The organism is Pseudomonas gessardii, assembly GCF_001983165.1.
Taxonomy (GTDB): Bacteria; Pseudomonadota; Gammaproteobacteria; order Pseudomonadales; family Pseudomonadaceae; genus Aquipseudomonas; species Aquipseudomonas gessardii.
In genome coordinates this window covers 483,661-498,448 of the sequence record NZ_MNPU01000001.1, presented here as the reverse complement: position 1 = coordinate 498,448, position 14,788 = coordinate 483,661, and the positions used below count along the sequence as shown (strand labels likewise).

Genomic DNA, 14,788 nt, shown 5'->3' with positions numbered 1-14,788 from the left:
AGAAACCAGGCCCCCCGCAGGCAACCCTCAGTTGTCGTAACCCAGGTTCGGCGCCAGCCAGCGCTCGGTCACGGCCAGGTCCTGGTCCTTGCGTGCGGTGTAGCTCGTCACCTGGTCCTTGTCGATCTTGCCCACGGCAAAGTACTGCGCCTGCGGGTGGGCGAAATACCAGCCGCTGACCGCCGCCGCCGGGAACATCGCGTAGTGCTCGGTGAGGAATACACCGCTGCGCCCGGCGTGCATTTCGCGGGCCTCGGGGTCCAGCAGTTGGAACAACTGGGCCTTCTCGGTGTGATCCGGGCACGCCGGGTAGCCGGGGGCAGGGCGGATACCGCTGTACTGCTCCTTGATCAGCGCCTCGTTGTCCAGCTGTTCGTCCCGGGCATAGCCCCAGTGTTCTTTACGCACTTGCTGGTGCAGCCATTCCGCGCAAGCCTCGGCCAGGCGGTCGGCCAGGGCCTTGACCATGATCGAATTGTAGTCGTCGCCGGCATCCTGGTAAGCCTTGGCCACTTCTTCGGCGCCGATGCCGGCGGTGGTGATAAAACCACCGATGTAGTCGGTCACGCCGCTGTCCTTGGGCGCCACGAAGTCGGCCAGGGAGAAGTTCGGCTTGCCATCGGTCTTGATAATCTGCTGGCGCAGGTGATGCAGCCTGGCAATCGGCTGGCCGTCGTCGCCGTAGACTTCCAGGTCATCGTCCTGCACCTGGTTGGTCGGCCAGAAGCCAAACACCGCACGGGCGCTGATGAGTTGTTCGTCGATCAGCTTGTTGAGCATTTCCTGGGCATCGGCGTACAGCGCGGTGGCCGCTTCACCCACCACCTCATCGCTGAGGATGCGCGGGAACTTGCCGGCCAGGTCCCAAGAGATAAAGAACGGCGTCCAGTCGATGTATTCGGCCAGCACCTTGAGGTCGATATTGTCCAGCACCCTGGCCCCGGTAAACGTCGGCTTGACCGGGGTGTAAGTGCTCCAGTCGAACTGTGGCTTCTTGGCGATGGCCGCCGCGTAGCTCAGGCGCTCGGTGCGGGCGCTGCGGTTGGAGGTGCGCTCACGCACGTCGATGTATTCCAGGCGGGTCTTCTCGACAAAGCCGGCCTTCAGCTCCTTGGACAGCAACTGCGTGGCCACGCCCACCGCGCGCGAGGCGTCGGTGACGTAGATCACTGCGTCGTTGCTGTACTTGGGCTCGATTTTCACCGCCGTGTGCGCCTTGGAGGTGGTGGCGCCACCGATCATCAGCGGCAGGTGGAAGTCCTGGCGCTGCATTTCGCGGGCCACGTGCACCATCTCATCCAGGGACGGCGTAATCAGCCCGGACAGACCGATGATGTCGCACTTCTGCTCCTTGGCCACCTGCAGGATCTTCTCCGCCGGCACCATCACCCCCAGGTCGACGATGTCGTAGCCGTTGCAACCCAGCACCACGCCGACAATGTTCTTGCCGATGTCGTGCACGTCACCCTTGACCGTGGCCATAAGGATCTTGCCCTTGGCTTCCGGTTTATCGCCTTTTTCCAGTTCGATAAAGGGAATCAGGTGGGCCACGGCCTGCTTCATCACCCGCGCCGATTTCACCACTTGCGGCAGGAACATTTTGCCGGCGCCAAACAGGTCGCCAACGATGTTCATGCCAGACATCAGCGGGCCCTCGATCACCTCGATCGGGCGGGCGAATGACTGCCGGGACTCTTCGGTGTCTTCGACGATATGGGTGGTGATGCCCTTGACCAGCGCGTGTTCCAGGCGCTTGTTTACCGGCCAGCCGCGCCATTCCTCGGTCTCGGCTTCCTTGACGCTGCCATCGCCCTTGTACTTGTCGGCGATGGCGAGGAGGGCGTCGGTGCCTTCCGGGGTGCGGTTGAGCACCACGTCTTCCACGGCATCGCGCAGCTCGGCCGGGATCTGGTCGTAGATCTCCAGTTGGCCGGCGTTGACGATCCCCATGGTCAGGCCGTTGCGGATCGCATACAGCAGGAACACCGAGTGGATCGCCTCGCGCACCGGGTTGTTGCCCCGGAACGAGAACGACACGTTGGACACGCCACCGGAGGTCAGCGCGTACGGCAGCTCATCGCGGATATAGGCGCAGGCGTTGATAAAGTCCACGGCGTAGTTGTTGTGCTCTTCGATACCGGTGGCCACGGCGAAGATATTCGGGTCGAAGATGATGTCTTGCGGCGGGAAGCCCACCTCATTGACCAGGATGTCGTAGGAGCGCTTGCAGATCTCTTTCTTGCGCGCCTCGGTGTCGGCCTGGCCGGCTTCGTCGAACGCCATCACCACCACGGCGGCGCCGTAGCGCTTGCACAGCTTGGCGTGATGGATGAACTGCTCGACCCCTTCCTTCATGCTGATGGAGTTGACGATGCCCTTGCCCTGGATGCACTTGAGGCCGGCTTCGATCACTTCCCACTTGGAGGAGTCGATCATGATCGGCACACGGGAGATATCCGGCTCGCCGGCAATCAGATTGAGGAAGGTCACCATGGCCTTCTTCGAGTCGAGCATGCCCTCGTCCATGTTGATATCGATCACCTGGGCGCCGGCTTCCACCTGCTGCAGGGCCACTTCCAGGGCTTCGGTGTAGTTGTCCTCGCGGATCAGCCGGGCGAACTTGGCGGAGCCGGTGATGTTGGTGCGTTCGCCGACGTTGACGAACAACGACTGGCGATCGATGGTGAACGGCTCCAGGCCCGACAGGCGGCAGGCCTTGGGGATGTCCGGGATCGGGCGCGGCGCGTAGCCGGCCACGGCCTTGGCGATGGCCTCGATATGCCCCGGCGTGGTGCCGCAGCAGCCGCCGACGATATTGAGGAAGCCGCTCTGGGCAAATTCTTCGATGACCTTGGCGGTTTGCGTCGGCAACTCGTCGTACTCGCCGAACTCGTTGGGCAGGCCGGCGTTGGGGTGTGCGGACACGTAGGTGTCGGCCTTGTTCGACAGCTCTTCGAGGTACGGCCGCAGTTCACGGGCGCCCAGGGCGCAGTTCAAGCCCACGGAAATCGGCTTGGCGTGGCTGATGGAGTTCCAGAACGCTTCGGTGGTCTGGCCCGACAGCGTGCGGCCGGAGGCGTCGGTGATGGTGCCGGAAATCATGATCGGCAACTCGACCCCCAGTGCTTCGTACACCCCTTGCACGGCAAAGATCGCGGCCTTGGCGTTGAGGGTATCGAAGATGGTTTCGATGAGGATCATGTCCGCACCGCCTTCGATCAGGCCTTGGGTGGCCTCGGTGTAGTTCTCCACCAGTTCATCGAAGGTGACGTTGCGGTAGCCGGGGTTGTTCACGTCGGGCGACAGCGAGCAGGTGCGGCTGGTGGGGCCCAGCACGCCGGCGACAAAACGCGGCTTGTCCGGGGTCTCCAGGGTCTTGGCATCGGCGACCCGGCGGGCCAGGCGTGCGCCTTCCAGGTTCAGCTCAAAGGCCAGCGCCTCCATGCCGTAGTCGGCCTGGGACACCTGGGTGGCGTTGAAGGTGTTGGTTTCGAGGATATCGGCACCGGCATCCAGGTACGCTTTCTCGATCCCGCCGATCACGTCCGGGCGGCTCAGGATCAACAGGTCGTTGTTGCCCTTGACGTCGCTGGGCCAGTCGGCGAAGCGTTTGCCACGGTAGTCTTCTTCCTCCAGCTTGTAGCTCTGGATCATCGTGCCCATGCCGCCATCGAGGATCAGGATGCGTTCCTTGAGGGCTTGATGGAGGGCTTGCAGGCGAGTGCTACGATCGGACATGGGACTACTCTAATCAGGCATTACGGAGGGCCTGGATCATAGCAAACCTGTGCGCTTTTGGAGCATGTTCGGGTTTTGCATGAATATCGCTCATGTTGAAGGGGCGTTGACACCGGTAGAATCGGCGCAATTTTTCAGCGCACGCATTGAATCGGGACCGGATCCATGTCACTTCGCCTCATTACCAGCGCCGCCCTGGCCCTGGTCGCCTGTATTGCACAGGCCAACGGACCCGCCCCGGCGCTTTCCTATACCCGCGACATCCAACCCATCTTCACCGAGAAATGCGTGGCCTGCCATGCCTGCTATGACTCGGCCTGCCAGCTCAACCTGGGCAGTGGCGAGGGGGCGGCACGCGGCGCGAGCAAGGTGGCGGTGTATGACGGCGAGCGCAGCCAGGCGGCGCAGCCGACCCGGCTGTTTTATGACGCCTTTGGCCAGGCCGCCTGGCAGCGCCAGGGGTTTGCCTCGGTCCTGGATGCCCAGGGCACCCAGGCCGGGCTGATGGCGCGCATGCTGGAACTGGGCCACACAACCCCCTTGGCGCCCAATGCCAAGCTGCCCGAGGAGATCGTGCTGGGCCTGAACCGCGAGAACATGTGCCCGCTGCCGGGGGAATTCGACGCCTACGCCGGCGCGCACCCCAAGGAAGGCATGCCCCTGGCCGTCACCGGCCTGACCGACCAGCAGTACCAGACCCTGCAACGCTGGCTGGCCTCCGGCGCGCCGATTGACCAGCAAGGCCTGGCGCCCAGCGCCCAGGAAGCCTTGCAGGTACAGCAATGGGAAAACCTGCTGAACCAGCCCGGCGCCCGGGAAAGCCTGGTGGCGCGCTGGTTGTTCGAGCATCTGTTCCTGGCCCATATCTATTTCGAGGGGGGTGAGCCGGGGCATTATTTCCAGTGGGTACGCTCGCGTACGCCCAGCGGCCAGCCCATCGACCTGATCAACACCCGGCGCCCCAATGATGACCCGGGCACCCAGGTGTACTACCGCCTGTGGCCGGTCCAAGGGGTGATCGTGCACAAGACCCATATCACGTACCCGTTCAGCGCGGCGAAGATGGCACGGATCAAGGCGCTGTTCTACAGCGGTGACTGGCAGGCCATGGCGCTGCCGGGCTACGGCCCTGGCCACCGGGCCAACCCGTTTGAAACCTTCGAGGCGATCCCGGCCAAGGCGCGCTACCAGTTCATGCTGGATAACGCCGAATACTTCGTGCGCACCTTTATCCGCGGGCCGGTGTGCCGGGGGCAGATTGCTACGGATGTGATCCGCGACAACTTCTGGACCCTGTTCCAGGACCCGGAGCACGACCTGTACATCACCGATGCGCGCTATCGCGGCCAGGCTACGCCGCTGCTGGCGATGCCGGGGCAGAACGATGATGTGGGCAGTGTGCTCGGCCTGTGGCTCAAATACCGCGACAAACGCAATGAATACGAGGCTCTGCGCCGCGACAGCTACGCTGACCTGCCGCCGCCGGGCTGGTCGAGCCTGTGGGCCGGCAATGACAATGCCTTGCTGAGCATCTTCCGCCATTTTGACAGCGCCTCGGTGAGCAAGGGCCTGATTGGCGAGGTGCCGCAAACCCTGTGGCTGTTCGATTACCCGTTGCTGGAGCGCACCTACTACCAACTGGCGGTCAACTTTGACGTGTTTGGCAATGTCTCGCACCAGGCCCAGACCCGCCTGTATTTCGACCTGATCCGCAATGGTGCCGAACAGAACTTCCTGCGCCTGATGCCGGCGGATTCGCGCGATGGATACCTCGATGACTGGTACCAGAACAGCGGCAAGGTCAAGCTGTGGCTGGACTATGAGGCCATTGACAATGACAAGCCCACTGGCCTGAAACTGGATGATAAGGACCCCAAACGCGATTTTGCTAACCAACTGCTGGCCCGTTATGGCGGCTTGAATGCCAGCCCGGACCCGATCAACCGGTGCATCAGCGCCTATTGCTCGCGTCCCGGTCTCGACCCGCAACTGCGCGACGCCGAACAGACCCTTAGCCGCCTGACCTCCAGGCCGGCGGCCGGGCTCAAGGTCATCGAACAATTGCCGGAAGCCACTATGCTGCGTATCCAGACCCGCAGCGGCCAGCGCGAGGTCTACAGCCTGCTGCGCAACCGCGCCCACAGTAACGTGGCGTTTATGCTGGGCGAGGCTTATCGCTATCAACCGGGCCTGGATACCCTGACCATCTACCCGGGCGTGCTCAGCAGCTACCCCAACTTTATCTTCAATGTGCCGGCCGAGGACGTGCCTGAGTTCGTCGAGGACATGGAGCTGGCCAGGGAGGCCAAGCGTTTTGAGCGGATTGTCGAGCGCTGGGGCATTCGCCGCAGTCACCCGCAGTTCTGGGTGTATTTCCACGATTTGTCGCAGTACCTGCGCGAAACCACGCCGGTGGAAGAGGGTGTGCTGGATATGAACCGCTACGAGAACCTGTAGCAGTGGATTTGCCTGACAAAAATACTAGGACTTTGTACCGCCGAGGCGATTGGCGTAAACTGCCGACAAGCCTGTGAGGAGTTCCCATGACTGCCATAACCATTACCGACGCCGCCCACGATTACCTGGCTGATCTGCTGTCCAAGCAGAACACCCCGGGCATCGGCATCCGCGTCTTCATTACCCAGCCTGGCACCCAGTACGCCGAGACGTGCATTGCCTACTGCAAGCCGGGGGAAGAGAAGCCTGAAGACACCGCCCTGGGGCTCAAGAGCTTCACCGCGTACATCGATGCCTTCAGCGAAGCCTTCCTTGACGACGCCGTGGTCGACTACGCCACCGATCGCATGGGCGGCCAACTGACCATCAAGGCGCCCAACGCCAAGGTGCCGAACGTCAATGCCGACAGCCCGGTCAACGAGCGCATCAACTACTACCTGCAGACCGAGATCAACCCGGGCCTGGCCAGCCATGGCGGCCAGGTCAGCCTGATCGACGTGGTGGACGATGGCATCGCCGTGCTCAAGTTCGGTGGCGGCTGCCAGGGCTGCGGCCAGGCTGACGTGACCCTGCGCGAAGGGATCGAGCGCACGTTGCTGGAGCGGATTCCCGAGCTCAAGGGCGTACGTGACGTGACTGACCATACGCAGAAAGAAAACGCCTACTACTAAGGTGTTCGCTGCAAACAAAAAACGGCGCCCCGTGAGCGCCGTTTTTTATTGATTTAAATTAATGAGTTACACGAACTATCTAACAAAAAAAATTAACTGTGGGAGCTGGCTTGCCTGCGATAGCGGTGTGCCAGGCGACTTAGCTATCGACTGTTTCACCGCTATCGCAGGCAAGCCAGCTCCCACAGGTTGTCCTGCGTAGGGTCAGGGGCGGTAGAGGTGGGCATGCCCCGCCCGATACAGCGAAGACTCGCTGAAGCTGTCACTGGCCAGCACCCGGCCCACCAGAATCAGCGCCGTACGCCTGAACCCCTTGGCTGCCACTTTCCCGGCAATATCCGCCAAAGTCCCCAGGGCCCAATCCTGATCCGGCCACGTCGCCCGGTGCACCACGGCAATCGGGCAATCGGCACCATAATGCGGCAGCAGTTCGGCGACGATTTTCTCCAGGTGATTGACCCCCAGGTGCACGGCCATGGTGGTGCCATGGCTGGCCAGGCTGGCGAATGCCTCACCGGCGGGCATCGTGGTTTTGTCCGCATAACGGGTCAGGATCACGCTTTGGGCGATATCCGGCAGGGTCAATTCAGTTTCCAGCAACGCGGCACAAGCGGCCACCGCCGTGACCCCGGGAATGATCTGGAAGGGGATCCCCAGCGCGCGCAAATGGCGGATTTGCTCGCCAATCGCCCCATACAGGCTCGGATCGCCGGAATGTACCCGCGCCACGTCCTGGCCTTTTGCATGGGCGACCTTGATCAAGCCAATGATCTGCTCCAGGTTCAGTTCGGCGCTGTTGACCACCTGTTCGGCCCGATGCCCTTCGAGTACGGCAGCCGGCACCAGGGAGCCTGCGTAGAGGATCACCGGGCAATGACGGATCAGCCGCTGGCCCTTGACGGTGATCAGTTCCGGGTCGCCGGGGCCGGCGCCGATGAAGAAGACGGTCATGGAAAAATCCTGTGCAAAAGCGGACGAGCATGAGCACGGCTCATGATCGAGAAGGGTAATTATCGGACTTTAGCCAGCGCTGGCCAACGCAAACGTGGCCCTGGCGCCTTTTTTGCGGGTGATCAGCAGTCGGGCAGGGGCATTGGCTAGCTGTTCTGCCAAGGCCAAAGCGGCACTTTCGGCAATGCCGTAGCACCCTGTATGGGCGAAGGCCACATTCGATCTGTGGCTCAAGCGCCCTTCGTAATCGAGCAGTTGTTGTGCATCAAAGCACTGCAATGGCAGATTCAGGGCCTTGGCCAGGGCGATCATGCCCGGTTCATCGCGCTTGTGGGCAATACTGGCCAAGGCGCTTACCTGGCCGGGGTCGATACCGGCCTCGGCCAGGGCGCTGCCGAACAGTTCCAGCAGAGCCTCAACCTGACAGCCACGCTGACAACCCAGGCCGACCGTCAGGATCATGCTGCGTATTGAACGTCGCGATTGCGGCGAAACAACCAAGCGCTGATCAGGCCCAACGCCAGCCAGAACGCAACGTTGGTCAGTTGCGAAGCGATCTTGAACTGCGCTTCCAGAGCTTGCGGGGCGAGCATCGAGTGCACTTCGGGCTGTGGCGCGCCAATCACATGGGGTACGGCCAGGATCGCGACGCCAAGGATCTTCAGCAACCAGTTGCGGCCAAACACAATCAGCGCAATGCCGGCAGCAGTGGAGGCTGCCGTGCCGATCCACCAGATCTGCCGTTGCGCCAGGTCCGCCGCCGCCGTGCCGGGCAGCTCAGGCGGCAACCCCAGGGTCGGCGCCAGCACAAACGTGGCGTAGCCGGCCAGGCCCCAGAGCAGGCCCTGGGCAGTACGGGTCGGCGCGCGCAGGGTGTAGAGGCCGGCGAGCATCAGGGCAAAACCTACGGCGACCACCAGGTTAGCGCCGGTGGTGGACAGCAGGCGCTGCCAGCCGTCTTCCGGCGCCCAGGCTTCGGCGTCGTGGCTGTGGGCCGCAGTGCCTGGAGCATGCTCATGCACCTCGGTCACCACCGGGGCGTTTTCAAAGGTTTCCGCCTGCAGAATCAGCGGGGCTACCCAGAAACTTTGCAGCAGGGTCAGCAACAGGGCGGCCAGCAGGCCGGTGAACCCTGCGGTTTGCGCAATACGCTTGATCATGGCAGCAGGCCTCAATGGCACGGGAAGGCGGCGCTGTGGCGCGTATCGTGAGCGGCGTTGTGCACCGCCTCGATATGGGAGAACCCGGCGAAATACACCAGGCACGCACCGAGGATCGACGCGCCGATGGCGACGGTCAGGCGTTGGCTCAAGGTGGCGCTAGTGCTGGCGGTGTGTGAGGTGCTGCTGATGATCGACATGGCACGTCCCTTTCGAGTGGCAGGGTGACACGGGCGCATGAAAACCCCGCGAGCCGGGCCCGCAGGGTTCTGAACAGCGCCCGCCCACCGCGGGTTTGTTATCTGATTTTTTCGGGCCGGTCTCCGGGCTTGCGAGGGGCTCTTCTAGGGCCTGAAAGCATCGCCTTCCCATGCCAAAAGCACAGTGGCTGTGACGCTTCGCTCGCTTACCGTTGCGGGGGCAGCACCGGACTGGTCATGTATGCATGATTTACCGGTTTCCCGTTTCACCCTGTAAAGGGCACCCGAAACAAGATGTGTAGGAGAGCATGGGCGCGGGATGGCCGTCAATCCAAGCCGCGACTGCTTTTCAATTGACCCATCCTCATGCACTGCGTAGCCTTGCACCTTCGAGGTTCTTCGGCCCCGGTCGAAGCTAAGAAGGGAACGCGGTCCAAGCCGCGGCTGCCCCCGCAACTGTAAAGGGTTTATCTGACTGCCACGCCACTGCCAATACGGTGGGAAGGCGCAGCCAGCGCCAGCCGCAAGGCCGGCAAGCCCCAAGCCAGGAGACCTGCCTCGTCACCGATTTTCCATTTCAACCGGGCGGGGTGATCCGGTGACGAATCCTGCACCTGCGCGCCGTCGCAGGGCCAGTCGTCCCGTATGCCCGCCCCACAGGGCATCCGATGAAAACACTGGCCAAACTCCCCGTTACTATCGTCACCGGCTTCCTCGGCTCGGGCAAAACCACCTTGCTGCGCCATATGCTGGACAACGCCCAGGGCCGCCGCATTGCGGTGATCGTCAACGAGTTCGGTGAGCTGGGTATCGACGGCGAGATCCTCAAGCAGTGCTCCATCGGTTGCTCCGAAGAAGAAGCCAGCGGCCGCGTGTATGAGCTGGCCAACGGCTGCCTGTGCTGCACCGTGCAGGAAGAGTTCTTCCCGGTGATGCGTGAACTGGTGGCGCGCCGTGGCGACCTTGACCATATCCTCATCGAAACCTCTGGCCTGGCCCTGCCCAAGCCGCTGGTCCAGGCCTTCCAGTGGCCGGAAATCCGTAGCGCCTGCACGGTTGACGCGGTGATCACCGTGGTCGACAGCCCGGCCGTGGCCGCTGGCACCTTCGCCGCGTTCCCGGACCAGGTCGACGCCCAGCGCAAGCTGGACCCGAACCTGGACCACGAATCGCCGCTGCACGAGCTGTTTGCCGATCAACTGGCCAGCGCCGACCTAGTGATCCTCAATAAAACCGACCTGATCAGCGCCGAAGACCTGGCCCGGGTGCGCCTGGAAGTCGCCGAAGAACTGCCGCCCGCAGTGAAAATCGTCGAAGCCAGCAGCGGCCGCCTGCCCCTGGATGTGTTGATTGGCCTGGGCGCCGGTTCCGAGGAGCATATCGACGGGCGCCACAGCCATCACGATCACCACCACGAAGGTGAGGACGATCACGATCACGATGCGTTTGATTCCATCTCCATCGACCTGCCACAGGCTGACGAAGCGCTGCTGCTCGACGCCTTGACCCAGTTGGTGGTGCAGCACGGCATCCTGCGGGTCAAAGGCTTCGCGGCGATCCCCAACAAGCCGATGCGCCTGCTGATCCAGGGCGTGGGCACGCGTTTTGACAAACACTTCGACCGTGCCTGGAGCGCTGACGAAGCACGCATCACGCGCCTGGTGCTGATCGGCCAGGACCTGGACGCAGCAGGCCTCGAAGCGCAATTGCGCGCTGCGCTCAGCGTTTAACCCGTGCATCTGCTCAGGACCCAGCCCGGAGGTTTTGTCTCCGATGACAATATCGCCGACCTTGGGCAAACCCCCGCCGAGCTGGTGATCCTGTGCAGCGGCGATTCGAGCCTGGCGTTGCTGGCCGAAGCGGCGCAGCAACTGCCCGACGACTACCCGAGCCTGCGCCTGGCCAACCCGATGCAGGTGCAGAACCATGCCTCGGTGGACCTGTATGTGGACGAGGTGCTGTGCCACGCCAAGGTCATCCTGATTTCCCTGCACGGCGGCATCGCTTATTGGCGTTATGGTATCCAGCGCCTGGTGGAGCTGGCCGGGCAGGGCGTGCAGTTGATCCTGGTGCCGGGGGACGATCGCCCCGATCCCGAACTCAGCAGCTTGAGCAGCGTCAGCGCCGCAGAGCGCGACCGCCTGTGGCACTTTCTGCGCCAGGGCGGGCTGGGGAATGCGCTGGATTTCTATCGCTGCCTGGCCAGTAGCTACCTGGGCCGCGATTACCCGTGGGCCGAGCCGCAAACCCTGCCGCGCACCGCGATTTATCACCCGCACAAGGCCAATGCGCGCCTCAATGACTGGCAGGCAGACTGGAACGTCGGGTGGCCGGTGGCGGCGGTGCTGTTCTACCGCTCGCACTTGCAGGCGGCCAATACCGCTTTTATCGACGTGTTCTGCCAGCGCTTGCAGGCGGCGGGCCTTAATCCGCTGCCAATGGCGGTGGCCAGTTTGAAGGAGCCCGGCTGCCTGACGGTGGTCGAGGACCTGCTGGATGAGGTGCAGGCGGCGGTGATTCTGAACACCACCGGCTTTGCCCAATCCAGCCCCGAAGCGCCCCATCTGCGGCCGTTTCGCCGCAATATCCCGGTGATCCAGGCCATCTGTGCCCAGGACAACCAGCCCGGCTGGGAAGCCAGCGAGCAGGGCCTGGGCCCGCGCGACCTGGCGATGCATATCGCCTTGCCGGAACTGGACGGGCGCATCATCAGCCGCCCGATCAGCTTCAAGGACCTGGCCTGGCGCAGCGAGCGCAGCCAGTCGGATGTGGTGTGCTACCGCGCAGCCCCCGAACGCATGGACTTCGTGGCCGAACTGGCGCGGCGCTGGGTCGAGCTGGCACGGGTGCCCAATGCTGACAAGCGCATCGCCCTGATCCTCGCCAACTACCCGACCCGCGATGGGCGCATCGGTAACGGCGTGGGCCTGGATACCCCGGCCGCCGCCTTGAATATCCTGCGCGCCCTGCAAGCCGAAGGTTATCCGCTGCCGCCAACACTGCCAGACAGCGGCACCGCCTTGATCCACGAACTGCTCGGCGGTGTGAGCAACGACCTCGACAGCCTCGACCTGCGCCCTTGTCACCAAAGCCTGGGCCTGGACGATTATCAGGCGATGTTCAATCGCCTGCCCGAAGCCAACCGCCAGGCGGTGCTGGAACGCTGGGGCACGCCCCATAACGATCCGATGTGCCGCGACGGGCGCATGATGATCGCCGGCCTGCGTCTGGGCCTGACCTTTGTCGGCATTCAGCCGGCACGGGGTTACCAGGTGGATGCCAGCGCGGTGTACCACGACCCGGACCTGGTGCCGCCCCATGCCTACCTGGCGTTCTATTTCTGGCTGCGCCATACCTACGGCGCCCATGGCGTGATTCATGTGGGCAAGCACGGCAACCTGGAATGGCTGCCGGGCAAAGGCGTCGGGCTGTCCGAAAATTGCTGGCCGGATGCGCTGCTGGGACCGCTGCCCAATATCTACCCGTTTATCGTCAACGACCCGGGCGAGGGGGCCCAGGCCAAGCGCCGCACCCAGGCGGTGATCATCGACCACTTGATGCCGCCGCTGACCCGCGCCGAGACCTATGGCCCGCTGCGTAACCTTGAGGTGTTGGCCGATGAGTATTACGAGGCGCAGTTGCTCGACCCGCGCCGCGCACTGGAGCTGCAAAAGGACATCCTCAAGCTGGTGCGCGAAACCCGTATCGACCAAGAGCTGGAACTGGATAGCGAGGCCGACGCTGCCGTGTGGCTGCCGCGCCTGGACACCTACCTGTGCGATTTGAAGGAATCGCAGATCCGTGACGGCCTGCATATCTTTGGCGAATCGCCCGAAGGCCGCCTGCGTATCGACACCTTGTTGGCCCTGCTGCGCATCCCGCGTGGCGACGGGCGCGGCCCGCAATCAAGCCTGCTGCGCGTGTTGGCCAAGGCCTTCGAGCTGGGCTTTGACCCGCTGGACTGCGCCCTGGCCGAACCCTGGACCGGGCGCCGTCCCGAGGTCTTGCAACAACTCGACGGGCAGTTGTGGCGCACCGCCGGCGATACCCGCGAGCGCCTGGAGCTGTATGCAGCACGGTTGATCGAGCAGGCGCTGGAAGGGCCGCTCGAACAGCTTGAAGAGCCCGGCTGGGAGGAGGTGAAATCAGTGATCGAAAGCCTGCGCATCGTCGTCGCGCCACGCCTGGATGCCTGCGGCCCGGCGGAAATGCGCGGCTTGCTGGATGCTCTGGACGGTCGTTTCGTACCGGCCGGCCCCAGCGGTGCGCCGAGCCGTGGGCGCCTTGATGTGCTGCCGACCGGGCGTAATTTCTTCAGCGTCGATGTGCGCAACCTGCCCACCACCACCGCCTGGCGGATCGGCTTCCAGTCCGCCAACCTGATGCTTGAGCGGCACTTGCAGGACCATGGTGACCATCTGCGCCAGCTCGGGCTTTCGGTGTGGGGCACCGCGACCATGCGCACCGGCGGTGACGATATCGCCCAGGCCATGGCGCTGATGGGCGTGCGCCCGGTGTGGGCCACGGGCAGCCAGCGGGTCGATGACTTTGAAATCCTGCCCATCAGCCTGCTGGACCGCCCACGGGTTGACGTCACGCTGCGGGTGTCGGGGTTCTTCCGCGATGCTTTTGCCAACCTGATCCGCCTGTTCGATGCCGCCGTGCAAGCGGTCGCGGCGCTGGATGAGCCGGACGACCTGAACCCGCTGGCGGCCAAGGTGCGTAGCGAGCGCGAGGCATTGCGCAAGGCTGGGCTGGATGAAGAGGCGGCGGCCAGGCAGGCCGGCTGGCGTATTTTCGGGGCCAAGCCCGGGGCCTATGGCGCGGGGGTGCAGGGCGCAATCGACGGTCGCCTGTGGCAAAGCCGCGCAGACCTGGCCGAGGTCTACCTCAATTGGGGCGGCTACGCCTATGGTGGCTCTGACGAAGGCACTGCGGCCCGTGAACAGTTCGCCCAGCGCCTGAGCCAGGTGCAGGCGGTGCTGCAGAACCAGGACAACCGTGAGCACGACCTGCTCGACTCCAATGACTACTACCAATTCCAGGGTGGCATGCTCGCCGCCGTGGAAACCCTCAGTGGTAGCAAGGCCGCCAGCTATCATGGCGATCATAGCCAGCCGGACTTGCCGAAGATCCGCACACTGAAGGAAGAGCTGAACCGGGTGATCCGTTCCCGGGCGGCCAACCCCAAGTGGATCGAGGGGGTCAAGCGCCACGGCTACAAAGGCGCGTTCGAGATGGCGGCAACCGTGGACAATCTGTTTGCCTTTGACGCTACTACTGCGCTGATCGACGATCACCAATATGCACTGCTGGCCGATGCCTACCTGCTCGACCCCGACACCCGGGCGTTTGTGCAACAGCACAACCCCGACGCCCTGCGCGACATGACCGAGCGCATGCTGGAAGCCCAGCAGCGTGGCATGTGGCAGGCGCCGGGGGCGTACCGCGAGGCCTTGGAGAACCTGTTGCTGGACATAGAAGAAGACAGTTGATGCTGATCGTTCCCACGCTCTGCGTGGTAACGCAGCCCGTGACGCTCGGCGTCACACGAGCGGACGCAGAGCGTCCAGTGAGGCGTTCCCACGCGGGAGCGTGGGAACGAGCCCTT

Annotated in this window: 9 protein-coding genes and 2 riboswitches; of the genes, 4 read left to right on the top strand and 5 right to left on the bottom strand. The window is 63.4% G+C overall.

Going from position 1 to position 14,788, the window contains the following annotated elements; genetic code table 11:
- Positions 1–27: 27 nt before the first annotated feature.
- Positions 28–3,738 carry a methionine synthase gene (gene metH, locus BLL38_RS02005; protein WP_076961082.1) on the bottom strand — a complete coding sequence of 1,237 codons (3,711 nt, stop codon included), beginning with the start codon at positions 3,736–3,738 and terminating at the stop codon, positions 28–30.
- Between the two features lie 165 nt (positions 3,739–3,903).
- Here metH and BLL38_RS02000 point away from each other — a divergent pair, with 165 nt between their 5' ends.
- Together BLL38_RS02000 and nfuA are read left to right on the top strand one after the other, a co-directional pair.
- Entirely contained in the window at positions 3,904–6,195 is a 2,292-nt protein-coding gene (locus tag BLL38_RS02000) for a fatty acid cis/trans isomerase (RefSeq protein WP_076961081.1), read from the top strand.
- 86 nt (positions 6,196–6,281) lie between these two features.
- Positions 6,282–6,866, top strand: coding sequence for a Fe-S biogenesis protein NfuA (nfuA, locus tag BLL38_RS01995; protein ID WP_003190728.1), 585 nt, complete (start codon positions 6,282–6,284; stop codon positions 6,864–6,866).
- A gap of 204 nt (positions 6,867–7,070) precedes the next feature.
- On the opposite strand, the gene cobM is transcribed toward nfuA, so the two are convergent.
- From cobM to BLL38_RS01975, 4 genes are all read right to left on the bottom strand, one after another.
- Positions 7,071–7,817 (bottom strand): precorrin-4 C(11)-methyltransferase, encoded by a 747-nt coding sequence (cobM, locus tag BLL38_RS01990; RefSeq protein ID WP_076961080.1) that lies wholly within the window; start codon positions 7,815–7,817, stop codon positions 7,071–7,073.
- A gap of 69 nt (positions 7,818–7,886) precedes the next feature.
- Entirely contained in the window at positions 7,887–8,279 is a 393-nt protein-coding gene (locus tag BLL38_RS01985; protein WP_076961079.1) for a cobalamin biosynthesis protein, read from the bottom strand.
- Positions 8,276–8,977 (bottom strand): CbtA family protein, encoded by a 702-nt coding sequence (locus tag BLL38_RS01980; RefSeq protein WP_076961078.1) that lies wholly within the window; start codon positions 8,975–8,977, stop codon positions 8,276–8,278. Before BLL38_RS01980 ends, BLL38_RS01985 begins: the two co-directional genes overlap by 4 nt.
- Before the next feature lie 11 nt (positions 8,978–8,988).
- Positions 8,989–9,177 carry a CbtB domain-containing protein gene (locus BLL38_RS01975; protein WP_076961077.1) on the bottom strand — a complete coding sequence of 63 codons (189 nt, stop codon included), beginning with the start codon at positions 9,175–9,177 and terminating at the stop codon, positions 8,989–8,991.
- Between the two features lie 97 nt (positions 9,178–9,274).
- Positions 9,275–9,480, bottom strand: a riboswitch (cobalamin riboswitch).
- Positions 9,481–9,552: 72 nt separating this feature from the next.
- Positions 9,553–9,752, top strand: a riboswitch (cobalamin riboswitch).
- Between the two features lie 93 nt (positions 9,753–9,845).
- Between BLL38_RS01975 and cobW the strand changes: the two genes are divergently transcribed.
- Together cobW and cobN are read left to right on the top strand one after the other, a co-directional pair.
- Entirely contained in the window at positions 9,846–10,907 is a 1,062-nt protein-coding gene (gene cobW / locus BLL38_RS01970) for a cobalamin biosynthesis protein CobW (protein ID WP_076961076.1), read from the top strand.
- Positions 10,908–10,910: 3 nt separating this feature from the next.
- Positions 10,911–14,672: a cobaltochelatase subunit CobN gene (gene cobN, locus BLL38_RS01965; RefSeq protein WP_076961075.1), complete on the top strand. Its 3,762-nt coding sequence runs from the start codon at positions 10,911–10,913 to the stop codon at positions 14,670–14,672.
- Positions 14,673–14,788 lie beyond the last annotated feature (116 nt).

What these genes read in the sequence shown, in the direction of transcription:
- BLL38_RS01975 (WP_076961077.1), bottom strand. Translation starts at nt 9,177, where the DNA reads ATGTCGATCATCAGCAGCACCTCACACACCGCCAGCACTAGCGCCACC.
- cobW (WP_076961076.1), top strand. Translation starts at nt 9,846, where the DNA reads ATGAAAACACTGGCCAAACTCCCCGTTACTATCGTCACCGGCTTCCTC.
- cobM (WP_076961080.1), bottom strand. Translation starts at nt 7,817, where the DNA reads ATGACCGTCTTCTTCATCGGCGCCGGCCCCGGCGACCCGGAACTGATC.
- BLL38_RS01980 (WP_076961078.1), bottom strand. Translation starts at nt 8,977, where the DNA reads ATGATCAAGCGTATTGCGCAAACCGCAGGGTTCACCGGCCTGCTGGCC.
- nfuA (WP_003190728.1), top strand. Translation starts at nt 6,282, where the DNA reads ATGACTGCCATAACCATTACCGACGCCGCCCACGATTACCTGGCTGAT.
- BLL38_RS02000 (WP_076961081.1), top strand. Translation starts at nt 3,904, where the DNA reads ATGTCACTTCGCCTCATTACCAGCGCCGCCCTGGCCCTGGTCGCCTGT.
- metH (WP_076961082.1), bottom strand. Translation starts at nt 3,738, where the DNA reads ATGTCCGATCGTAGCACTCGCCTGCAAGCCCTCCATCAAGCCCTCAAG.
- BLL38_RS01985 (WP_076961079.1), bottom strand. Translation starts at nt 8,279, where the DNA reads ATGATCCTGACGGTCGGCCTGGGTTGTCAGCGTGGCTGTCAGGTTGAG.